Origin of the sequence: Rhizobium sp. Rhizsp42, assembly GCF_047304155.1 — a bacterium.
In the GTDB taxonomy this organism is placed as follows: Bacteria; Pseudomonadota; Alphaproteobacteria; order Rhizobiales; family Rhizobiaceae; genus Rhizobium.
On sequence record NZ_JBGLYS010000007.1, the window covers coordinates 133,984 to 156,670 of the forward strand.

Annotated in this window: 19 protein-coding genes; 7 read left to right on the forward strand and 12 right to left on the reverse strand. The window is 57.1% G+C overall.

The window, feature by feature from the left end; genetic code table 11:
- Positions 1-72 precede the first annotated feature (72 nt).
- Both ACCD05_RS09820 and ACCD05_RS09825 read left to right on the forward strand, forming a co-directional pair.
- Complete coding sequence (locus ACCD05_RS09820) at positions 73-483, forward strand: hypothetical protein (protein WP_413392276.1); 411 nt, start codon at positions 73-75, stop codon at positions 481-483.
- 1,055 nt (positions 484-1,538) lie between these two features.
- Positions 1,539-2,117, forward strand: a complete 579-nt coding sequence (locus ACCD05_RS09825) for a hypothetical protein (protein WP_413392278.1) — start codon at positions 1,539-1,541, stop codon at positions 2,115-2,117.
- A 29-nt stretch (positions 2,118-2,146) separates the two neighbouring features.
- On the opposite strand, the gene ACCD05_RS09830 is transcribed toward ACCD05_RS09825, so the two are convergent.
- The 4 genes from ACCD05_RS09830 to ACCD05_RS09845 all read right to left on the reverse strand — a co-directional run bounded on the left by ACCD05_RS09830 (position 2,147) and on the right by ACCD05_RS09845 (position 9,741).
- Positions 2,147-2,983 (reverse strand): hypothetical protein, encoded by an 837-nt coding sequence (locus ACCD05_RS09830; RefSeq protein ID WP_413392280.1) that lies wholly within the window; start codon positions 2,981-2,983, stop codon positions 2,147-2,149.
- A gap of 116 nt (positions 2,984-3,099) precedes the next feature.
- Positions 3,100-5,325, reverse strand: coding sequence for a DEAD/DEAH box helicase (locus ACCD05_RS09835; RefSeq protein WP_413392282.1), 2,226 nt, complete (start codon positions 5,323-5,325; stop codon positions 3,100-3,102).
- Entirely contained in the window at positions 5,306-6,628 is a 1,323-nt protein-coding gene (locus ACCD05_RS09840; protein WP_413392284.1) for an ATP-binding protein, read from the reverse strand. The genes ACCD05_RS09835 and ACCD05_RS09840 overlap by 20 nt, the downstream gene beginning before the upstream one ends.
- 41 nt (positions 6,629-6,669) lie before the next feature.
- Positions 6,670-9,741 (reverse strand): TerB N-terminal domain-containing protein, encoded by a 3,072-nt coding sequence (locus tag ACCD05_RS09845; RefSeq protein WP_413392286.1) that lies wholly within the window; start codon positions 9,739-9,741, stop codon positions 6,670-6,672.
- A 550-nt stretch (positions 9,742-10,291) separates the two neighbouring features.
- On the opposite strand from ACCD05_RS09845, the gene ACCD05_RS09850 reads away from it, so the two are divergent.
- From ACCD05_RS09850 to ACCD05_RS09860, 3 genes are read left to right on the forward strand one after another with little or no spacing between them, the layout of a single operon-like run.
- Complete coding sequence (locus ACCD05_RS09850) at positions 10,292-10,642, forward strand: SH3-like domain-containing protein (RefSeq protein WP_413392288.1); 351 nt, start codon at positions 10,292-10,294, stop codon at positions 10,640-10,642.
- Positions 10,629-11,288 (forward strand): nitrile hydratase subunit alpha, encoded by a 660-nt coding sequence (locus ACCD05_RS09855; RefSeq protein ID WP_413392290.1) that lies wholly within the window; start codon positions 10,629-10,631, stop codon positions 11,286-11,288. Before ACCD05_RS09850 ends, ACCD05_RS09855 begins: the two co-directional genes overlap by 14 nt.
- A complete protein-coding gene (locus tag ACCD05_RS09860; protein ID WP_413392292.1) occupies positions 11,288-11,632 on the forward strand; it encodes a nitrile hydratase in 345 nt (114 codons plus the stop codon). Before ACCD05_RS09855 ends, ACCD05_RS09860 begins: the two co-directional genes overlap by 1 nt.
- Before the next feature lie 61 nt (positions 11,633-11,693).
- Here the strand turns inward: ACCD05_RS09860 and ACCD05_RS09865 are convergent, their stop codons facing one another.
- Together ACCD05_RS09865 and ACCD05_RS09870 are read right to left on the reverse strand one after the other, a co-directional pair.
- Complete coding sequence (locus ACCD05_RS09865; RefSeq protein WP_413392294.1) at positions 11,694-13,667, reverse strand: ATP-binding protein; 1,974 nt, start codon at positions 13,665-13,667, stop codon at positions 11,694-11,696.
- 166 nt (positions 13,668-13,833) lie between these two features.
- Positions 13,834-14,568, reverse strand: a complete 735-nt coding sequence (locus ACCD05_RS09870) for a DUF3800 domain-containing protein (protein ID WP_413392296.1) — start codon at positions 14,566-14,568, stop codon at positions 13,834-13,836.
- 187 nt (positions 14,569-14,755) lie between these two features.
- Here ACCD05_RS09870 and ACCD05_RS09875 point away from each other — a divergent pair, with 187 nt between their 5' ends.
- Positions 14,756-15,367 (forward strand): nucleotidyltransferase family protein, encoded by a 612-nt coding sequence (locus ACCD05_RS09875; RefSeq protein ID WP_413392298.1) that lies wholly within the window; start codon positions 14,756-14,758, stop codon positions 15,365-15,367.
- Between the two features lie 119 nt (positions 15,368-15,486).
- Here ACCD05_RS09875 and ACCD05_RS09880 read toward each other — a convergent pair whose 3' ends face one another.
- Complete coding sequence (locus ACCD05_RS09880) at positions 15,487-17,283, reverse strand: diguanylate cyclase (protein WP_413392300.1); 1,797 nt, start codon at positions 17,281-17,283, stop codon at positions 15,487-15,489.
- A gap of 216 nt (positions 17,284-17,499) precedes the next feature.
- Between ACCD05_RS09880 and ACCD05_RS09885 the strand changes: the two genes are divergently transcribed.
- Positions 17,500-19,731 (forward strand): methyl-accepting chemotaxis protein, encoded by a 2,232-nt coding sequence (locus tag ACCD05_RS09885; RefSeq protein ID WP_413392301.1) that lies wholly within the window; start codon positions 17,500-17,502, stop codon positions 19,729-19,731.
- Positions 19,732-19,846: 115 nt separating this feature from the next.
- On the opposite strand, the gene ACCD05_RS09890 is transcribed toward ACCD05_RS09885, so the two are convergent.
- The 5 genes from ACCD05_RS09890 to ACCD05_RS09910 all read right to left on the reverse strand — a co-directional run bounded on the left by ACCD05_RS09890 (position 19,847) and on the right by ACCD05_RS09910 (position 22,668).
- On the reverse strand, positions 19,847-20,068 hold the full coding sequence (locus tag ACCD05_RS09890; protein ID WP_413392303.1) for a hypothetical protein: 222 nt from the start codon (positions 20,066-20,068) through the stop codon (positions 19,847-19,849).
- 405 nt (positions 20,069-20,473) lie between these two features.
- Positions 20,474-20,782 carry a hypothetical protein gene (locus tag ACCD05_RS09895; protein WP_413392305.1) on the reverse strand — a complete coding sequence of 103 codons (309 nt, stop codon included), beginning with the start codon at positions 20,780-20,782 and terminating at the stop codon, positions 20,474-20,476.
- A 133-nt stretch (positions 20,783-20,915) separates the two neighbouring features.
- On the reverse strand, positions 20,916-21,299 hold the full coding sequence (locus tag ACCD05_RS09900; protein WP_413392307.1) for a PAS domain-containing protein: 384 nt from the start codon (positions 21,297-21,299) through the stop codon (positions 20,916-20,918).
- Positions 21,300-21,389: 90 nt separating this feature from the next.
- Positions 21,390-21,701, reverse strand: coding sequence for an ArsR/SmtB family transcription factor (locus tag ACCD05_RS09905; RefSeq protein WP_413392309.1), 312 nt, complete (start codon positions 21,699-21,701; stop codon positions 21,390-21,392).
- Positions 21,702-21,843: 142 nt separating this feature from the next.
- The gene (locus ACCD05_RS09910) at positions 21,844-22,668 is read right to left on the reverse strand and encodes a formate/nitrite transporter family protein (RefSeq protein WP_413392311.1); all 825 of its coding nucleotides are present in this window, start codon (positions 22,666-22,668) and stop codon (positions 21,844-21,846) included.
- Positions 22,669-22,687 lie beyond the last annotated feature (19 nt).

Consider the following 22,687-nt stretch of genomic DNA (forward strand, 5'->3'; position numbering starts at 1 on the left):
TTTATGCATTTTGTTGACAGCGCCGTTAGTCCAGTTAATGACTGATTTGCCAATCGTTTTAGGGAGAAATCTATGGCCGACGAAACTCCAGCGAGCTCGACAGAGGAAGTGCCGCCAACGGTAACGACACCGGCGGTCCAGCCAAAGAAACAACGAGCGCCTCGTCGCAGCAAGGCTGAGATTGAAGCAGCTGCCGCGAAGAAAGCCACGCGTGGCGGCCGGAAGCCAAAAGAAGAGACTGCGGCGGCTCCCGCTGTAGCCTTGTCTGCAAAAGATACCAGCGAAGCCACCTCGAAAAAAACGACTGGCCGCAAATCCGGGTCGACAAGCGCCAAGGCAGCCACACCATTAAAGGTGACGGCGACAGACGACTTCGCGGATATCATCGAACTTGAGGCGGAAAATCAGCGTCTGCGCAAACTGCTCGCGGAGAAGCTCCGTACCGAGAATTCAGACCTACGCAATAAGCTCGGCCTCGCCTGATCTTCCCACCGCGGCGTAGGGAGTTCATCGCATCAATCTCGTAGATGATGATAATGACCGGGCCAAAACGTGGCCCGGTCTTGGCCGAAAAATCTGAACGTGTGATGTTGTTGAGGTGGCTCAAAAGATGAAATCACCGTGGCGGCCTATATCGGGGCTGATCTCAGGCCGACAAACCAAGGAAGTCGACGAGAACGAGGCTCTCAAAGCAGCCGCCTCGGCTCAAGACGGAGACCACCGGCCGATCGAAGCGCGTCGTCGGTTCGTGCCGAAGAAGTTGCTGATGGTGCGCTTGAGGAGAATGACGCCGTGTTAGGTCGCTCGGCGCATACGTCCGAGCCGAGAGAGAGCGGCGAACCCATGCCGCCTTCCGTCGTCGCGGCGGGCAGGTGGCGAAGTCAGATGACGAGGCGCAAATGCCGTCGGCGCGAAGGAGGCCTCATCTGAGGTCTTCCAGGACGGAGCACAATGTTCACCCGAAAATGGAAGGCCGACTGCCGACGGGCATATCCGAGCGCGAGATTGACAGTGTCTCCGACAAGCACACTGACTGCCATAGTGACGCACTCATTTTGGAAGCGGAAATCCAGGAGCTACGCAACCTGCTTGCGAAGAAGTTTGCTAGGCAGAATGAGCAGCTCGCGCGCCTCCTCGATAGATACGAGTGATCAAAGGTCAGTCTCGTCGTCGATTAGGCGCGTCTCTCTAGGCATACCAAACGGTGGCATCGCAGTAATACTGCGTAGCCTCCCGATTGCGTAAATTTCCGAGTTCCGCACAAACTGGCTGATGGAGTGGAGCGGGTTTGACGTTAGCTTTCGATACCGAATGAAGCTCAGCCGAATTTAGTGAACAAACGGAGGCAAAAATGATCGGACACGAGGCAAGGTTCATATTCACGTGCGCGAAACCCGGTTGCGGCAAGGCGAACGACTTTACCGAGACCGTTTATGACAGCGAGCGAAACGGGATGATGACCATGGTCACTAAACGGATCTACGATGTACGGTGCCGGTTCTGCGAGCAACTCCACTCGGTCAGGGAAAACTAGTAGTATGCAGCGGCTCTTGAGACTGATCGGTTTCAGGGATTCAGAGGTTGCTCAAAAGGCGCGGCTTTCTCCAGAAGATCCAACCTACTACGAACAGTGGGCGAAGGCCGAAGCGCAGAATTACAACAAGAACATCAACACTGCGTTGGGGCAGCTGCTTACCCTCAGTACGAGCCTCTTTGGAGGAACAATAGCGTTCTGGGATCGAATGCCATTCGATACGCCCTTCCGCTACGCGACGATTGCCTCGCTACTGTGCACGGTCATCGTTTGCCTGTTGTCAGCGATGCCGATCGCGGGCGACGTCGACTTCAAGAAAGCTGGCGAGATACGAGAGTATATGGAAGAGGTGAGCGCAAGAAAGCGACGACGGCTCCTTATCGCGAAGTGCTCGCTGATTGCCTCGCTCGTCTTGGCAGCGGGAGGAACGCTGGCGGCAGGCATTTATGGCTGTCCTGCATGTTCGGCTTTAGCCTCACGAAATAAGGCAGCTGCAGAGCCTAGCTGTCAGGATAGTCGCGCAGTCATGAAAAGCGGAGCTGTTGATCATCAGTCGCTGCCGGGTACAGCGCCAATGCTCTAAAATTGGGTGGCATTGTGGGGACTCCAATCTTAAACGTCAGTAAGCTCTTTGAACCATGCAATGACGCTTGGTGTTCTCTCGACCGTTATGAGCGACCGCTTGCCACTGGCAAGCTCTACCGGTAGGTCGATCCACGGGCTGCCGGCGATCAGCCTACGGTTTGTGACTTTTGCGTCCGGCGTATCGTTGAGAGCAACCATGAAGAAGCTCGGATCGATTTGGACGGCGACGGCGACGAGAGACTCACCGCGCTGCTGTTCGGTCATCTTGAGTTTAGGCACTACCACGTTGGTTACAATCGGTGCCCCAGCGGGCTGCTCAAATCTTATTGCAAGTAGATACGATGCCGGCAGGGATGGATCGTCGTTCGGCTGGAAGGATATCCGGGCAACTATTCGCGGGTCTTGGAAGGCGACTTCCAAATCGACCGTCCGGTTCTCAATGTTCCTCGTCCAAGTCGCCTTGGCGAATTCGACGGTGGGCTGAACGCCTTGTACCTGCTCGATGTAAAGGTAGGCACTGCTCACTGACGGCGTACCCGAGATTCCTGGGGCGGGGTTGATGACTGTGGGCATCTGTTGCTGAGCGGACGTGGCGTGATCGATCGCTGGAGCATAAGCGCACCCTGCAAGCTTCATTTTTGAAACAATCTCAGATCTCTCGGCGCGCTGATCTTCCGCAGCTTCGACATACCGCCTTCCCGCGACCGCGCAAAACAGATCGGTCTCAGTGATCGACACTGGGCTAGAGCCACTGAGGCCGAGTGAATCAGGATTTATGGCTGCCGTGGCGAGAGCGCTTAGCACTGCGGCCGATACGGCTGCGGTGCTTGCTGTGATCCAAGGATGCCGCAGTATGCGGTTCAAGGGCATTTCGCCTCCGGGTTGCGACGATCGACATCTTAATTTTACAGAAGTGCCGGGCGGCGGCAATTGCGGGAGCTATCGAAATAAAGCAAGCAACAGAATCCTTCCGATAGGTCTCACGGACCGCCCGCGAGTTTTGCGGCCACGTCCTGGAGCGCATCAATTTCCAACCTCTCCCTGATCGTCACAAGGGTCATCAAATCCCACGAGAGATGGTTGTCGAAGCGCGCGACATTCGGCTTGGCCACCCCTGTCATCAGCGTCTCGGCCGACGGAACATCGCCGGATGCCCAACGCTTTAGACATTCCTCGACGCCATCGGGATCACAATTCTGGAGTTCAATCGCATATTGAAACTGAGCCGCCTGAAATTCGCGGGTCATGAAAGCGAGAGCGAGCGTAGTCAACTTCCGGGTACCGACCCAAGGAAGGATGAGCGTGCCATCGGCATACGGCAGGAGTGACCGCGTCTCAAGCCCAAGCTCGGCAAAGCACTGACGCGCACTTGCTAACATGTCCGTCGCGACCCGGTCGATGTAAGCAAACTGCTGGTCGCCTGCGAGCACACGCTTCATTTCCTCAGCAATGCGGTCGTGCAGGCCGCCGCCATTTCCGCTGAAGCGGGGTGGTTTACCCCCGCGGGTCGGTTTGACCGTTATGACCCGAGTGGTGTCGTCGACTTCGAGAACTTGCCAGCGTCGCCCGGCAAAAATCAGCGTCTCTCCCGACTTGATCGCCGAGTCCAGTGGATATGTACCGAGCGTCCTGGCGTCATGCATGATCCGGTATTCCCGCTCAGCGGAGAAAACAGGATAAAAGTCGTGCGCCTCCGTAATTCTCTCACCGAACTCACCGATCATGAGCAGCCCTTCGGGGGACTGTTCAATGAGCTTGTTTTCGGGCGACGCCATACATCGAAGAAGATCGGCGAAAACCGCGCGATCAACTGCTCTAAACGGCCCGCGGCCGCAGAGGACTTTCCAGGCGGCCTGCGGTGAGACGCCGCCCTTCTGCAGGATTAGCGCGAGAACTTGGTGAAGGAGCGTCGATAGATGCACGCCGGTCGGCGCGGGCGGCTCGCACCAGCCGTCCTTGAGGCATTCGATCATGGCGATCGACTGAACCAAGCTCAGATTCAGGCGTTCGAGCGGATGCTGTCCGCGCCCCGGACTTCGTTCGATGACGAACATCCGCATGACTGCCGGACTGCCGGCACGACGTCCCGATCGGCCGAGACGTTGCCGAAGCGACGATACGGAAAAGCCCGGGCCGATTTGCGCCACGGACTCTACGTCTCCAATGTCAATGCCGAGCTCTAGTGTGGTCGTAGCAACCGCCGTCGTGGGGCGTGGATCATCGCGAAGCCTGATCTCGACATCTTCGCGCTCAGCCTTGGACAGACTGCCATGATGCGGAAAGAATTCGTTGGGAACACGGCTCTCCTCGCACATCAGCCGAAGGCGGTCGGCGTAGAGCTCGACCCGCTCACGCGAGCCTCCGAATAGAAGGTTTCGATGACCCCGGAGAAATCTGAACAGGTCGTCCGCCAGGCGCTCTGGGATACCGTGTCGTTCTTCCGGCTTCTCGTTCGCGTCCTCGTCGGTGTCTCCATCGCCATCCGTCGGGGCTTCCTCGTTGTCGTAATACCCGCGGATCTGCAGCTTCAGGCCGTTTCCTTCATCGTTGCCCTCGATGATGGTCACGTCCGCACCGCCAGCCGGACGCAATGCGTCCGCCGCAAGGCGCATGTCGCCGAGCGTCGCCGATAGACCGATGCGATCGATCCGTTCGCGGCCGCACTCGAGCTCGATACGGTTTAGGATAGACTGAAGCTGCATGCCGCGCTCCGTGCCGATGAAGGCGTGGAGCTCATCGATAACGACGGCCTCGAGCGACGCGAATAGGAACCGCACTTCTTTCCCGCGGCGAACGAGAAGCGCTTCCAGAGATTCCGGTGTGATAAGCACCACGCCGCTCGGGTTCTTGCGCGCCCGCGACTTGGCGTCCGCAGAGACGTCGCCGTGCCATTTATGGAGCGGGATATCGCAGGCTTCGCACAAAGGTTCGAGCCGACGATACTGATCGTTGATCAGCGCCTTCAGTGGACTGACGTATAGGATACGGAAACCGTCCCGGCCAGCACCGCCCAAAACGCGAGTAAGTAGCGGCAGGATAGCGGCCTCGGTCTTTCCTGCCGCGGTCCGAGCCGACACGACAACGTCGCCACCCGCCAGAACGGCAGGGATCGCTTTCTCCTGGACGTCTCGCAGGCGGTGCCACTTCTGCGCCCATATCCAGCGGCGAACAGGTAATCCGAGGCGATCAAAGGCGGAGGGTTGCAAGCTCGTCGTCCGCTTCGTCGCCGTCCTCCGGGATTTCTGCCTCATCCGCGCCCTGGCGGTCCTCGCTCACTTCAACGCGTGTCAGCAGATCGCTCCATTTCACGTCGGGGTTCTGCTCTAGGACAGCCAGAAGGTCCACAAACGCTTTCACCGTGTTTCTAGGTGTGCGGAAATAGGCGTCACCGATTGTGTTTGAGCAGTGCTCCATGAAGGCCACCAGCGCCTCGTCTGGAACGAGATGTTTGTCAGTGTCGCCACCCGCGAACACGTCTCTCAGTCTTTCCAACAGGTGGAATAATTCCTCGGGCGTGAGGCTGGGCAGGTTTATCACAGGCCCCGAGTAGTCGGTGAGGCCGTTCACCGCGAAGCTGTTCTCTGCCAGCCTGCTCTGCAGCGCTTCATAGGAGTAGAGGCCGCGGCGGGTGTCGAGTAGGAATTCCGGTGTGCCGCCGAGAATGAAACCGATGCCCTCTGTAGTGCCCTGGAGGACGTCGTTCAGGATGCGGAGTATCTGCTCGTAGTTCTGTTTGCGGGCTTGGGCGCTCTGCAGCTTGTACAGGTTGACCAGTTCGTCGAGGCAGACAATCATCCCGCCGAACCCGGCAACGCGTACGAATTTGGCAAGAAGCCTCAAGCCGTCGTAAAAGGAAGCGTCATCCAGAATCGTCCTTACTCCGAGGTCCTGACGGGCTTCGGTCTTTGTGGTGTATTCGCCGCGGAGCCAGCGCAGGGCCGCATCTTGAAGGACGCTATTGCCATCTTCGTATCCGCGGGCGTAGGCAGCCACAACCGTGGCGAAATCGTAGCCCGCAACCATCTCACGGATGTCACCCAAGCCGTCCTTGACCGCCGTCTCGATCGGGACGCCGGTTGAGCTAGCTTGTTCGGTTGCCTTTTGGATATAGCTCTCGAGGATGTTGCGCAGAGCACCGCCGTCAGGCGCGGTTCGGGTGGAGAGGCTTCGCGCGAGCTCGGCATAGAGCGAGCGAGCTTGGCCGTTCGTAGCATGGATGCGGCGATCCGGAGACAAATCCGCCTGGCACACCGCAAGCCTGCTCTGGAGCGCGATCTGCCGCACGAGAAAGAGGAAGAAGGTCTTTCCCGCACCGTATGCCCCAATCACGAAACGGATGCTGGAACCGCCTTCGCCGACACGGCGAATGTCGCGTATCAGGGCTTCGATCTCGCGCTGACGACCGACTTGGATATGCTGGAGGCCAAGCCGCGGGACGACACCCGCTCGGAGCGCGCTGATGATTGTGTCGCGATCACGTGACTTGATGGCGGGTGGCTTTGTGGTCATGCGGGTATGCCTTCTTTGATGACTGCGGAATTGGTCGAGGATCAAGCAGGATGGTCAGGCAGGAGGTGGCGGTTGATGTCCAATTCATCATCGCCCTCGATCATGAGTTCGTCGAAGCGGTCGAGGGACCAGCCATTGATGGACTCTCTCGCCGCGCCAGGCAAAAGCGAAGCATCGCGTGCCAAGTGCTCGAAGTCGTCTTTCGACCAAGTCGCGCGTTGCAAAATTTCGCTCAGAAACGCCCCATAGCGCTGCTCGAGCCCCTCGAAGAGTTCACTCTGCGGAGCTTCTTGTGCAGCGTCAGGGATTCCGACGAAAACTTCTTCCTCATCATCGACAAAGATGTCGGCGAGGACGTTCGAGGTGACGCGGGTTTCCGAGCGTATGCTATGCAGCCGCGACAGATCGATGCGCGTTGCGGAAGGAGAGGGCGAGGGGTTCGCCACGTCAGCGTTGGAGGCGGAATGTGCCCCAACCATGCGGGGATTGCTGGTGCCGGCATGAAGTCGTTCATATAGGGACTTCGGATCCAAACCCATGCGTTTGAAGATTGTCTCCAGTTTCCTGACTTCGTCCGCGTGCAGGTCACCGTCTGCAGACGCGAGCAGCACGAGCTCAGACGCAATCGCGTGACGAGCGCCCTCGGGTACGTCTTTGAGCCGCTTTAGCCAATCGTCGAGCCGCGTGGGGTCGCCCTCGTTGAGCTTGATTTCGGCTTCCAAGCGCCGTTTCTCGTCGGCGGACAGGTCGACCGCTCCAGCGATGCGATCGAGAAGAGCTTTTCGCTCGAGGGTGTGGAATTCACCGTCCGCGTGACCGACCAACATGCCAAGCATGATTGAAAGCTGCTGGACCCGGTAGGCTTCCGTTGGTTCTGCGGGGAGGGCCTGCGAGATCGGGAAGAGAACCACCCGATCCTCGCCCGCCGGTGGCTTCACCGAAAAAGCCGGATCGAACGTCGCGCCAATGCCGAAGCTCGAAAGAGCTTGGCTGAGCTCTCGAAGCTTGGCCTTGCCGAGGTTCGCGCCAATCTCCAGGCCAAACTCAGCAGCCAAGTCCGAGATTTTCGTCTCGACAGTTTGGTCGGCGATGCGTCGGATTCTCGCGAGTGGATCGCCGGGCAAGCTCTTTGCTGCCGTTGTGCGCAAAGCTTCGGGGAGTTTGGTGATCGCGAGCAAATTTGGCTCAAGGCCGGGAAGACGTCCGAGTGCGCGGCTGTAGTCGTCAAGTTGCTCCATACAATCGTTGAACACACGGCGGGCTATCTTGATCGGTTCCTCCCGGTCCGTAATGTCGGGAATATCTCCGCCAAGTATGCTGATGTCTATGTTAAAGCTTCCGCTACATGCCTGATAGCTTTTCTTGAGCTTCTTCGTTCGACCGCCTCTCGGACGATATCCTGCCGGATAAAGCTTTGCGAACTCGAACTGGTAGAGTTCCCGCAGAAGATCAGGAACACGCTTGGCAGGTGTGCGAACGCTGGTTTCCGGATGTGTCTGCGCGAAACGCAGCATCAAATCGGCTTCGATCGGGCGATCGTCCCGTACCCTGATGCCCAAAGCGATCTTGACCGCAGTCGGAACTTCGTAGCCATTTGGCTCAATCCGCGCCAGGAATTGTGCGGAGGGCTCTCCGCTCCTCAGTTCGGCGGTCGTCAGCAACTCGGTCGCATACCGGTTGAATGAGTTATTGTGGCCGTAAACATCATGAAGACGCCTCACTTCCGTCAGTACGGCCGCTGCGTCGTATGCGTTCTGGTCAAGCAGAAGTCGCCTTTCGAGACCGTAGAAATACAAGAAGACATAGCCGATGTATGCGTCGGGGTCCGACCTGCTACCAGCTAACCATTCCAGATACGACCGCCTGGCATCGGGCGACATGCCGCCATACGATGGCCAGTATCCCATCGAGACGCCGGCCGGATCGCGGCCTTTGCCCACAGTCAGCGCCGGATTTACGAGGCAATTCTCGTTTTCGTTCAATCGCCCTTGTTTGCCGAGAAAGCCACCGACGTAGAAAAGTCCGCCGGAGATCGTCACGGACCCCACTGTCACGGATTTGCCTGAAGCCATCCATTCCGCACCGGCCATTCTGCTGGCAGAGGTGTCTGCCCTATGGCCGAAGGGAGCTAACTTGGCCTCGGCTGGCGGCCTTCGGTGGAAGTTGAGAAGTGTGCCGACCTGGGGTGTGATGGCTCCGCGGGCTGTCTGTGCCTTAGCCTCCCGCTCGATTATCTCGGTAAGATCGTCGTTGTCCCCTTCGGACGGAAGTTTGGGTTTGGTCGCGTTCGACTTGATCCATTCAACGACGTTTCTGTTATGAGATTCCAGCGAGGCCGTCAGGGGGGTGGCCAACGCCGGCGAGATTTCTTTTTGTTCTGCTGAGTGCGCCGAGCGAGAAGTCGAGACGTTCAAATTCGCTTTGAGCGCCCCAACATCCTGAGACCGGAAAGCCCCGATGTCGCTGTCCATCTTGGCGGCCTCTCTCCTTCGCTTAAGCCTCCTTCGAAACATCATCGTTCCTCCGATAGCCAAGCCCAAAAAAGCGTAGGTCCAGAAACGGCTGGCTTCAGAGGATGAATCGGCTACCGGCCGCGTCGCGAGGGGCTGGTTCGGTAAACCCTGTGCGCTATCGGCGCGGGATGTTTTCTCGTTGGCCGGGACTGCGGGCTGGGCTTGATCCGGGTTGGCGGAGCTATCGACTGGCCCACCCTGACCGCGATGCGTATTCGGGTCCGAATTGTGACCGTCTATAGGCTGGATCGGTTTGACTTCGGTGGCTGGAGTCGGCTGTTTAGGTGTTCCTTGCTGGTGTTCAATACTGACCGCTGGCTTCTGAGTTTCGATTGACGGTGCCGGCGGGAAGAGGCGATCGATAGTCAACTGATCTGCGGAACCCGTCACGGGTAGTCCATTGGCGGTTTGGTATGCGCGCAGCGCCGCGATCGACTTCTTACCCCATACGCCGTCGGGGATGCCCGGCTTGAAGCCCTTTTCGGCCAGTGCCCTCTGGATGTCGCGGACCGATCGCTCGGCAGCCATACCGGGAACGGCATTCAACTGACCGAACAAACTCGCTGCAACCACCAAAACAACAATCGGCCGATACTTCACGAAACCCTCACCCCGAAGTAGATTCTCACTATACACGGAGTGCTTGTGTGGCCAATAGGTCGATTGCGTTCGCGGGTCTAGCGGATAACTAACAGGCAGGGTTGCGAACGACTTTTTTTGGACCAGGGAATCCGTATGTGAGCAGGCTTGGCTCACACCAAGTAGTCGGTCCGCTCGTTGTTGTTCCAGCGAGTACTGCGGAAGTCCCGCTTCGAGACCCAGCAAGGTCATCGCTGGCGGCTCTATTCCTAGATTCCCGAAAGTCGAAGCCTAGTTAACCCCTGGAATCTTCGATCGAATCCGGATCGCAGAACTCCCAACTTTACTAATTTGGAGACGATACTCCCTAAAAAATGAGCAGAATTTAATTCGAAAATCGAACTAATTCGTTCTGATCGTCGAACGCCATTGTTCGGCAAAGGCGAACATGGGGCAAGAACAGTTCGATTAAAAGACTGTCTTTCTGAGCGTTTTTTCTAAGGCAGAACGGATCGTGCAATCCCTGCGAAGTTCGTGCTGCAACAATCTTCCACATCGAAGGAGCAAGCCAATGGACCTGACCTTAATTCCGATTGGCGGCATAGTGCCGGCGCTGGGCGAGGAACCCACTTTCACTGCGGGTGACAGGGTCCTCATCTCCGACCGCTCGCCGATCGGTCACTATCGGATGCCGACATACCTGCGCGGCAAGCGTGGCACCGTTGAGACGGTCATCGAACCGATGGCTGTGGACAACGAGGAGGAGGCTTACGGTCGGAACGCTGGCTCCAAGGGACACTACTATCGCATCGCAATCCCAATGGGGGAGATATGGCCCGACTACGTCGGCTCTCCCAACGACGGACTACGGATCGAAATTTTTGAAAACTGGCTGGAGGCATGCGCCGATGAACGACCATGATCAACATCATGACCACGCCCACGATCATGATCATGATCACACCCCGATTACCGCGGACGAACAGCCCGGCTACTACGAGACGCTAGAGACAGCGATCAGGGAGCTGCTGGTCGAGCGCAAGCTTTTCGGCGCGGACGAAATCCGCAGGCAAATTGAGGTTCTCGATTCACGAACGCCCGCGTTAGGAGCCAAAGTGGTCGCGCGCGCATGGACCGACGGGGAATTTAAGACCCGACTGCTGGGAAATGGTCGATCGGCTTGCGAAGAGCTGGGCATCACCTTCTACGACGACACCCAACTGATCGTCCTCGAGAACACGGACGCGGTCCACAATCTGATCGTGTGCACGCTTTGCTCCTGCTACCCACGTCCGGTTCTCGGACTTCCTCCTGATTGGTACAAGCTGAAGCCTTACCGCGCGCGTGCGGTTCACGAGCCGCGTGCCGTGCTTGAAGAATTCGGCACCCATATTCCGAGTGACGTCGAAATCCGCGTCAGCGATTCAACGGCGGTTGTCCGCTACTTGGTTCTACCCCTACGCCCCAATGGCACGGATCACCTCACTGAGGAGCAACTGGCCGATCTTGTCACGCGTGATGCCATGATCGGTGTCATCCCCGTATCCTACAACAGCGAGGCCGCGTGATGGGCTCTGAAATTCTCGTCAAGAAGCTGCCAAACGATATTGGCGGAGAAACCGCTGGAACGATCGAGCGTGTCGAGCACGAACTTCTTCCGTGGGAGAAGCGGTGCCATGCCCTCGCTGACGTCTTGGATTTTCACAAGATCATCAATACCGAGGAGAAGCGCCGCGGAGTTGAAGCGTTAGGGTCCGAGATAATAGGAAGGCTGTCCTACTACGAGAGATGGATCGTGGCGTTCGCGAACATTCTCTATCAGAAGGGTATCCTGACCCCCGGGGAAGTCGCCAACAGGGTTCAGGACGTCGAGCGCCGCTGGTCGGAAGCTTCTGGCGGTGGCAATGGCTAAATTTGGTCGCTGCCGTTTGCGCGGATGCTTCAACGGCAAGAGCATGCCTTCCGCTGCCGTCCTACTCGGCAGCCTCGGCATCCTTTCGCTGTCTAAGCAGCGACGATTTTACGGCGGCAACCCTCTGATCGATCTCCTCGTCGGTAACTTGAACCTGGAGCGTCTCCTGGACGAATTTCAGTCGCGCTTCGGCAAGCCTCAGCACCTCGCCCCAGCGCTTGACCCACACTTTGGCCCTGCCGAGATCGAGAAAGAGGCCGGTGGGGCGGCCTTCTTGTGTGATCCGATGCGCCTGGTCCGGACTAATGTCTGTTGTCATTAGGAAAAAATTCCAAGATGTCGACGTATCGGTGAACTCGGGTTGATTGATAAGCGTATGGGCGTAGTCTTCAATTTGGTCGAATTCGTCTCGGCCGACTTGGGTCTTCGGCCGCTTTAATTCGACCAGGAGATACTCCCGATGTTCTTGGCTGGGGTGCGGAATGACCCTTCCGAGAAAGACGTCTGCCCGTGCCGACTTTCCGTCGCTTTTTCTTATGCGACCAGACCTCGTCTTTTTGCCAAGGTCTTCGGCAACGCGTTTCATGATCCGGGTTAGGCCGGCCTCCGGCAGGGCGATATGAAACTGTTCGCCGAAAATCCAGGTATTCGCCTGGATAACAAGATCCAATTCGCCGCGCTCTTTCACACTCAAGCGTCGCTCCGGATCGCTAACCATCTGCTTGATGACTTCAATCGCTGTTACGCGATCGGCAATCATGCTGGAAGCTGCGATGATGTTAGACAGATCGGTCTTGCCGAGAAGTGAGGAAAACTCGTCCTGTCGCGTCTTCGGAAGATTGACGACAGCTCTTAGGATATTGGTGATTGACTCAGGATTGTGCCTAAGTGCCTCCTTCATAAGAGCAAGCGTGATCTTCTTCAGCGACGGATCGGCTCGCTTGAACTCGCGCGAGTAAGATGTGACAGCGTACGTTGCGATGTCGAACACCTGTCTTTCCCTGGTCTCGACTTCGCTTCTCGGCTCACCCTCATACGGATACGCGCCTTCAGCGATCAAGTCCGCGATGAGGTTGGAAGCCTCTTGGGATTGCCTTGTCCGAAAATGATCGGTGAGGGCGTCGCGGATGCATTCAAGGACTTTCGTCAGATCCGGATCCGTAAGCGCGTCGAGTTCCAAAAGGTTGCCAGCATGCATCTTTTCGAAGAAATTCGAATATGCGTAAGCCGAGAATGAAAAACCGGGGGCGGTGACTCCGGCCGGCTGAGAAGCCAATGCGACCCCGTCATCGGCACCGATATGAAGTCTGCGATCTCCCATCGAGCCGCTCCATTCAATGACTTGCACCCGGAGGTCATCGATCATCCCGTCACTGACGCGGATCGGTGCTATGGTCATTTGGTCTCTCCGGGCGATGATCTTGTCCGGTGACACAAGCCTTCCGTTGTAGTCGATGACCACGTTGGGGTATTGCAAAACATAGGCTGCGAAAACAGCGCTGAACTGCTGAAACGCCTCCTCGCTGACCAGCCAGTCGAAAGTGTCCTTCAGACGGGTCAACTCGACCGTGGTTCCGGTCTCGTTACCATCGACATCAGCGGGGTCACTCACCACGCAACTCCCCAAAGCTGCGGCTTCAATGCTCGCGGTCAGAGCTTGGCATTTTCCGTCCTCGAAAAAGCGGCTATCCCACCTCGACGCGCCGGCAAGTGAAAAGAAGCGAAGCCGGCCTCGGCCCTCCTTGCCATGCATTGCGCGACCATACTTTGGGGTTCGCCCCACGTGCTTCTTCCAGGACTCGCCAAGTTGGCTGTACTCTTGATTGAGGGCGCTGGGCCTAATCCCTGAGCCGTTGTCGATGATCCTTATGGCATGAAGACCACCTAGAGCATTCCGGTCGAACTCAACGGATACTTTGAGGGCGTCACCATCGAGTGCGTTCCAGACGAACTCCGATAGCCCTCGCAGAGGATCGCTCGTCTTCGCCACCTTTTCGAGGTGGTCCTGTCCCGGAAAAAGGCTAAGCGTCGCCATGATTTGCCCCCCAAATGGAGAAATCGGTGTCGCATTCTCTTAGCGAAGGATCAAGGGCGTGTTGTCTTAACAAACGGAACGGTTGCTGAACTCTGGCTGTCGCAGCGTGGGGCGAACCATCTGCGCGATGTCTTGAGTTCGGAAATTATCGCAACAACTCACGGTCCTAGTGTATACACCCCATCCAGACAACGCCGAACCGTTTGTTGACGACTTCTGCCACACGTGGGTCACATCCGGGGGACAGTTCCAGTCCAAACGGTTGACGGTTGGCATCCTCGAAAAAAGGATCGTCCGGGTTCACAGGCATTCCGCTTGTCAGCGCATATCGCATTGATGCCCATAGAAACCAGCCGAGCGCGATTTCACCTTCGCGATCGTCCTGATAGGCATCATTGGCAGCCATTGTCCTTTTGACGATCCCCATCTCGTCGAGGATGATCGTAGCCACTGCATGTGCGCAGCAATCGGCAAGCTGAATCCCAATTACCGAGCGAGAGTCGCACCCCGTGGCTAGGTCGAAGCCCGCCGGCAGTTCCACAGGGTGGCGCTTCATGCCCCCGTCCAGGTAGATCGTTCCACCTTCGTCAATTGAATTCGACGTCATTTTCTGAGCAAGCTTGCCCGCAAGGATCATGAGGGATTCCCGCTCGTTGATAGCGCAGATCGCGATGCCGACCTTGCATCGACTGATTATGCCCCGGTATGCTTCGCGCAGCCACTGGGCCTTCTCATTTCCGGCCATTGTCATGCTGCTTTTGAATTCGTCTTCTCCGGGAGTGAAGCCGCACTCCTTGAGTGCTTCCGATGCCAGCTGAATGTGCTCACGGGTGGCGCTTACGGCTGCAAGGACAATGAAGTTTCCGCGGTTGTGAATGCTTTCGTCGAAATAGATGTCCATCAGTCGGTGTGCCTGCCGAGAATTGCCTAATCCATTCACAATACCTGGGAAACGATGTAATGGCGAATGACCTCGGTGATCTCCGATGGAAATGAGAGGTGACGGATCGAGGGGCACGGCAACCAGCCCTTTACGGCCGCCGTGGGAAGACGGTTGAAATCTGCGAAGTCGGTGAAGGTAGTTTATGATGGCATCCGTCACTATTGTCATTCTGGCAGCTGGCACGGGCGCTCGCATGGGTGGCCAAGGGAACAAGCTGCTTGCCGAGTTTGACGGCGTACCGCTTGTTCGTCGGCTTGCGCTTACCGCACTAGCGAGTGAAGCTGATAGTGTCCATGTAGTCGTTGGCAACTGCTCTGAAGCGGTCCGCGGCGCACTGGTTTCGGTTCCCGTGCAATTCACCGAGAACCCTCACTATGGACTTGGTATGTCCACTTCCCTCAAGGCAGGCTTGGCGATTGAGGACGTTCGGCACTCGGACGGTGTCCTGGTTATGTTGGCGGATATGCCACTGGTGACCTCCGTCGATCTCGATCGATTGATTGGTGCGTTCAAAGCCGGCGGAGGAAGTTCGATTATAAGAGCGGTGTCCGGCAGTAGACCGGGCAACCCGGTTATCTTGCCGAAATCGATATACGGAGTGGTAGCCGGCCTTTCCGGCGACATAGGAGCACGCAGGATAATCGATGCATCTTCGCTCGCAGTGGTCGAGGTTGACATCGGCGACGCCGCAATGGTCGACGCGGATACTCCAGAGGCAATCGAAGGCGCAGGCGGGCGCGTGGTTGCATCCAATTGACCGTCGAGGACTTACTCCGAGAACGTCAGCTCCGATGCGAGTGTCCTGAGCGCCTCATTCCGGGATGTGAAGTATATGGAAGTTGGCGCGATTTCTCTCGGCCGCCATAAAGACGCAATTTATCCCGTGTGGCGTTTGTCGTCGATTTGAGCCCAATCCGTCACGGTTACGTTCCGGCCGGAGGATTTGGCACTTAAAAGAGCCGCGTCCGCCCGTTGCATCAACGTGGCGGGCGGGCGGTCACCCATGGTCGCGGCGACACCGATTGAAACCGTGACGGTTCCTAGCGGTCTTCCGAGATAATTGATTGGCGCGGACTCTATGGCTTTACGAATGTCCTCTGCCTTATCCAACGCAACGCTCGGTTCGACACCCCGCAAGATGACCGCAAATTCCTCTCCGCCGTAGCGGTGAACCGCACCCGAAGTTCCCACGATATCCGCCATGATCGACGCGACCTGTACCATGACGAAATCGCCGGCGTCGTGTCCGTAGTCGTCGTTGAACCGCTTGAAATGATCGATATCTATCATGAGGAGGGCGGCTGGAAGGTCACCGTCTTCTCTCCGCAGGCGATTGAGGTTCTCGTCGAGAGAACGTCGGTTGAGAAGTCCGGTGAGCGCATCCCTTGTGGCAAGGCTCGTCAGGCGATCCCGCAGCTGCAGATTGGCAATGGCAAGTCCGAGGTTCTCTGCGATCAACTCGATGTAGACCCGTGCCGCGCCCAGCTTCGAGGCCTCATCGCTTTCGAAGTAAAGCATGCCGACGGTATCGCCATGGGCAGCGAGGGGAACGCAAACGCTACTCCCATCCCGATGACCGTCCAAATGCTGGCAAGGCACATCTCCAATGGTTTCGTCACTGATATGGAGCCGGCCGCGACGGAGGCCCCAGCATTCAAAGGCGTGGAACTCCATGATTGACCGAACAGGGCTGTTCCAAGTCCCTTTGGCAGCCAGCGCAGTGCGGCCGTCATTCGTCAGGTAGAGGTGCCCAGGCAGATCAGGAAATATCTGTACCGTAAATAGGGGCACAACGTCGGCGAGCTCTTGTTCGTCACGACATGCCTGCAGCCGGTGCATCAGCTGGAGGATCAAGTCCTTGGTCTCTTGATCCTTGCGGCGCTCGGCATCCAATCGATCGCGTTCGATCCCGTTATCACGAAAAATCTGTATCGCTGCATTCATGTCGCCGATCTCGTCGGCGCGGCCGTCTGGCAGCACTTCGACGGCGTAGTCCTGTTTAGCCAGCCTCCGCACGATACCACTCATTTCGAGCAAGGGGCGAGCGACGCGACGCTTAAGGACAAAATAGAGAACGCTCAGAAATACAAGCGCTGTCAGAAGAAGGAGGGATTTTGCAACGGCTCCCCAGAAGTCCGCTTTCGCCTTCGCGCTCGCAAGCTCGTCCGCAGTGCGTGTTGCAACGAGTTCGGTAAAATGAGCGACATTCGCCAGTAAACCGCTTTGAGCATCTTCGTGTTCAGACGAGAACACGGCGGCCTTTGCCTCGTCAGTATGGCCGGCGCTGAAGTCTGCAACGGCTGCCTCCTCGATGCTGTCGAGGGTTTCGGCATCTGTTTCGATAGCCTTTAGAGCCGCCAGTTCTTGCGGCGTGAGGCCAGCGACCTCCAGCGTCTTCAACGATCTCTCACGTGCCCGCTCATCCGCGTCAGCCGCGCGGAACGCCTTCAAAAAGCGCTCCTCGCCCTTCTGGACATACAGCCTTGCATCTTCGGTGGTTTGCTCTGCAGCCCGAGCCAAGCTCTCAACCTGTTCGTCGAGCGTCCAAGCCCTTTCTGTAGTCGCCCGCTCGTCATCGGCGCTCTTGGCGGCGAGAATGAACGCGCCACCTGACAGAAGCGTCAGTCCGACGGTGATCGCGTAAGCCCAATTTGTGATCGTACTAATCCGCATGGGTCCATCCAGGATGCAGCTACCAGTTACGCGAATGAGCTGCTCGTTCTACCAAGGATAAACCTAATCCATAAAAATCGCTTTAACGGCGCGGCTGGAGCTCCGCCGTCACCCTGTTGGGGTCAATTCACCTAGTGAGAACTGGTTAAACGTTTAATAGAATATTTGAAGTTGCGTGGGCACTGATAGCCCGCAATTTTGTTGGGGTGGAGTCGAATGCCAGACGTAGAAGTCAAAAGACCTCTTTGGGTTACAATAACTGCATGCGGCTTTGCCGCTGTCCTGTTCTCGAGCGTCGCTATCGGCGCGAGCGTGCTCTATAGGCAGACCAAAGCCGAGCATGAGGCGCTTACACGTGAAGCCGCTGGCGATCTTGCCCTCATCCAGACCGACATGGATGCACAACAGAAGGCGGCCTCGGCACTCGCGATCGCGCTTGCAGGTGAACCCGATGTCGCGCGACTGGTCACTTCGAACTCTCGAGATGAACTCATCGCTCGCTATGTGAGCGCCATGCCGGCCATCAAGGAAAGCGGCGGTCTCCAGAACATAACGTTTACCGATGCCAAGGGGGTCGCGCTCGCTCGTATTCACACACCGGAGAAATTCGGAGACGATATGACTGGTCGCCGCAAGACCGTCGTTGAAGCGTTGGCCTCTGGAAAACTTGTTGCTGGGATCGAGCCCGGCAAGTCTGCTGTCTCGATGTTTGCGTCGGCTCCAATTATTGCCGACGGTAAAGCGGTCGGCGTTGTCGATATCGGAACCGGGCTGACTAACGCCTATTTCGAGCCTATTGCGGCCAAGCTGGATGGAGACATTACGGTTTACATCGCGGCTGAGGGCAAGTTCTCAGTCCAGGCATCCACAGCTGCCAAGCCGTTTACGTCTGAGCAGCAGTTGACGTCGGCTTTCAACGGCGAGGGGGTAGCGCTTCAGATCGAAGACGGTGGCAAGACTCTTGTAGTCAACGCCGTACCATTCAAGAATTTCTCCGGCCAGACGATCGGTGTCCTCGAGGTTGCCTCCAATGTCAGCGAGGTCGCTGAGGAAGCGTCGGCATCGATCAGGATGACCGTTATCGGCATTATTGTCGTGTCACTGCTATCGCTCTTGGGCTTCTTCTTCTTCGCCCGAGCTCTCGGCGGAGTAATCTCCCGGATCACCGTGACGATGTCGAAACTTGCGTCAGGCGACCTCAGCCCGACGGTCGAGGGGAGCGCCCGCCCGGACGAGATCGGCGCGATGGCCCGCGCCGTACAGGTTTTTAAAGACAACGCCGTGCGCACTGGCCAACTCGAGGAAGACGCCGCAAAACAACGGGCAATGTCGGAAGACGAGCGTCGCGCCATCAGCGAGCGTGATCGGGCTCGTGCCCAGGAAATGGCGCAAGCGACGAACGGTCTAGCGGATGGCCTCAAGCATCTCGCATCGGGTGACCTCAGCTACCAGCTTACCGCGCGCTTTGCGGACGATTTCGAAGCGCTCAGGGCCGATTTCAACCGGGCTGTTGAACAGCTGCGGTCGACGCTGACATCAGTGGCGGGAGCAACAAGTTCTATCGAGAGCGGCTCGCGTGAGATTAGCCAAAGCGCCGATGATCTCTCGAAGCGCACCGAGCAGCAGGCCGCTGCGTTGGAGGAGACTGCCGCTGCCCTTGACGAGATTACAGCGAACGTTTCGAATTCGTCGAAACGTGCTGAGGAGGCCCGCTCTGTCGCTGTGCAGGCCAACCAGAGTGCACGGCAATCTGGAGAGGTCGTACAGAACGCTGTCGACGCGATGAGCAAGATTGAGCGTTCGTCCAACGAAATATCGAACATCATCGGCGTAATCGACGAGATCGCTTTCCAGACGAACCTTCTAGCCCTCAATGCAGGCGTCGAAGCTGCACGAGCAGGGGATGCGGGTAAGGGTTTCGCTGTCGTTGCCCAGGAAGTCCGTGAACTTGCTCAGCGGTCGGCCAAGGCCGCGAAAGAGATCAAAGATCTTATCCGGAACTCGAACGACGAGGTCCAAAACGGGGTTCGGCTTGTCAGCGAGACCGGTGAATCACTCCGGACGATCGAAGCCCACATCGTCACGATGAACCACCACATGGACTCGATTGCCACTTCCGCTCGTGAGCAGTCCATCGGCTTGGCCGAAGTGAACACGGCAGTCAATCAGATGGATCAAGTGACCCAGCAGAACGCCGCCATGGTCGAAGAAGCAAATGCGGCTGGCGCGACGCTAGCCTCCGAGTCCGCTAAGCTCAAGGAATTGGTGGAACAGTTCCGGTTGGCAAATGTGAGCCCTGTCTCCGGCGCTAGAGTAGTGACCCGCAATGAAACCTCAGTCCCGTCGCCAGCCCGGGCAATGGCGAGCAAGCTCACGCGTGTCTTTTCCGGTGGAAGACAATCGTCCGCGCTTCAAGCAACCCCAGCGGAGCAATGGGAAGAATTCTGACAAGAGCCTAGATCCTCAAACATTATGCCAGCCGTCGATCTGATGGCTGGCACTTGGCATTTCGGCAACTGGCAGCGTCAACTAAGACGAAGTTCGGTCGTTCGTCAGTTTGCAGTCACTGGACGCCTTGGTCTTCGGTCATTTGCTTCTGCGCGGCGCTTATCGCGGTCTCCAACGTAACAAACGCCTTGGCGTCAAACTCCAATCGTATTGTGCTGCCCCCGGCCAACCGGGCATACAATGCAGCCCATCCTGGTGATGCTGGGTCAAACTCGACAGCTTCGATCTCGGTAATTACCGCACTCAAGTCGGCCTCGTCACTTGGTATGTCTTGCATGGCGTCCTTTTCTCGATAATTCGGTTATCTACCGATAGATGGCGCTCTGTCCAACAAAGGCCAGCGCCGGATGGCGATTGACGGGCGCTAGGTTTAGCTCGAGACGTTGATTTGTCGTGACGGCAGGAGCCGAGCAAGTCTCTGGGGGTCTTGGAACGGATGGGAAAGTTCATCCGTTACTGCACAATATGGCACCAGTCATCGGAACTGATCGGTAACGTACAAAAGACATTGCCGTATTGCTATCTTTGCATGTATTGACGATAGTTTGTAAGCTGGCTGAATGAGGCGAATTGGTCCCAAACCCAAAGCGCGCACATCACGTCATTCGGTCAGCTCCCCATTCTACTAGTGACATGACCGGGTCCGCCCGAACTCGGGATGCTCCGGCGACGGATGCCGACATTACCTGCCTTGGCCGCCACTGATCTCACGAGCGAGTGCACGAAGCATTAGGCCATTGCCCCACGAGTAATAGGAGGCACGCACGGTTGGACGTCGTTCTGCGTCGGCACGACGGTTTACGATTGTCGAGAATAAAAGGCCTTTGAGACGATGATGTCCCGTAATGCCATGGCCATAAAAGTCGAGGAGAAGTGCGCGAACCTCATGCCACTCGTCTTCGGACGATATAGGAAGCTCTTCTTCCAGTTCGCGCAACACATCGAAGCATACGCGAATAGCCTTGGCATCGATTTCGGGGAGGAACTCCACTACCGCCTCCGTCCGCTGCGGATTACGCGCCTACAAAAAAACTTGGTGCTTTGAATGTAGAGCGACGGCGGAGGTCAGGCAATGGGCGTCTCAGCTTGATTGTTGCACGGAACGTCTGATTAGGTGACTGGTGCTACTGTGTGTCTGTGTCAGGGAACACAATACCGGCGTAGTGAACCGGAACATCAGCGTCGTTGCGAAAGCAGCGTCCGACCGCACGAACGTAGCGGTAGACATCCGATGCGTCCAGAACGCGATATCGCTGTTCTGTCGGATGTTCTGCGATGATGGCGTCGGTGATTTGTTTCGCGAGTTGGGGCCTGTCCGATGGATGAACCCGGTCCAAATAAGTTTCGATTGGAAGTCCGCGCTGGGTTAGCGCCGGATCGAGCCCGAAGAGAAGCGCGAGGGCGCTGTCGGCATAGATTAAGTCGTTCCCGATGTCCCAAGTAAACAGGCCTACATCGAGCATTGGGCGGCCGGCTACGGTCGTAGAAAACTGCTCCCTCAGATCCATCTGCCTCCCTCTAACGGCTATGACGCCAAGATGCCAGCAGGCGATGACAACTTCAAGGGGCTGGGATGAAGGCAAACAACTTGGATTCTTTCACCGGCGGGCGGCAATCTGGGCGGGCTCACTGTAGACGTCGCGAAGCGCGTTCAGGACTGCGCGCACACGGTAATCAGATGTCGTATAGTAAATTGTTTGCGCTTCCCTTCGTGTGCTGACCAGACCATCTCCACGAAGAAGAGCCAGATGCTGGGACAAAGCAGACTGGCTGAGCTCGACCTCTTGCGCGAGTTCCCCGACACGAAATTCGTTGTCGAGCAAAAGCTCGAGGATGCGCAACCTTTTGGCATTTGAGAAGGCCGAGAGTAGTCTCGCTTGTTCGTCGTGGGGATCGTTACTGCTGTTCATTGAAAGAGGCCCTTGATTCGACTCGTATGATACATTGAGTTTTAGACATGCCGAAGTCGCGTAAAAAGTGTGTATGCTTGCGCACCGAGAGCGCTGATCGGCTCTTTTGGCGCACTTTTGTGGCCACTAGGTGTTGTCCTTTCTACTCAGCGGCGGTTGATCGTCGATCGGCATCACCTGGCAACTTCGCATGTGCCTCGTGACCGCCCCCATGCTCTTGTAGCCAATAGCCGCAGGCAACGAACACCGCTCCTCCGGCAAGGTTTCCGAGGGTCACCCAAATTAAGTTTCTAAACACGCCGGAGATCGGGACGGAGTTTGCGCTATCCATCAGCAGCGCCGTGGCGAAAGTGAACATGTTCGCCACAGAGTGCTCGAAACCAGCCGCCACAAAGATGGTGATAGGCCAGAAGATCAGGAATATTTTAGCGCTAGCGTCATCGGTCCGATTGCACATCCAAATCGCCAGGCAGACGAGCCAATTGCAAAGCAGGCCGCGAAAGAAAAGCTCGCTACTGGGTGCAGATAGCTTCGCGGCAACGGCTGACATGAAATGCTCGCGACCGTCTCCGAATATCGCGCCGCCGCCGGCTCCTTTGAATAGTAGAGCGAGGACTACCGCGCCGACGAGATTCCCAAACCACGTTGCGGTCCAGACGCCGAGAAGCTGGGGGATCGTTGACCGTCCCGAAAGGACCGCCATCGGCATGTACATGGCTGTCCCGGTGAACAACTCCGACCCAGCGAAAATCACGATCGTCAGCGCGGCCGAAAACACCGCCCCAGAAACCAACCGGACCCAGGCAGCATCGACATGCGCTGTCACCGAATACATGATGATATTGCCGAACCCGATATAAGCTCCAGCCATCGCCGCGCCTATCAGGAAGCCAATCATGTTTTCCCGGATTGCCGTAACCTTGTGTTCTCCGGCGTCGACGAGTGTCGTGATCGTGTCTTTGTACATCGCGGGTCCTCTGTTGCAG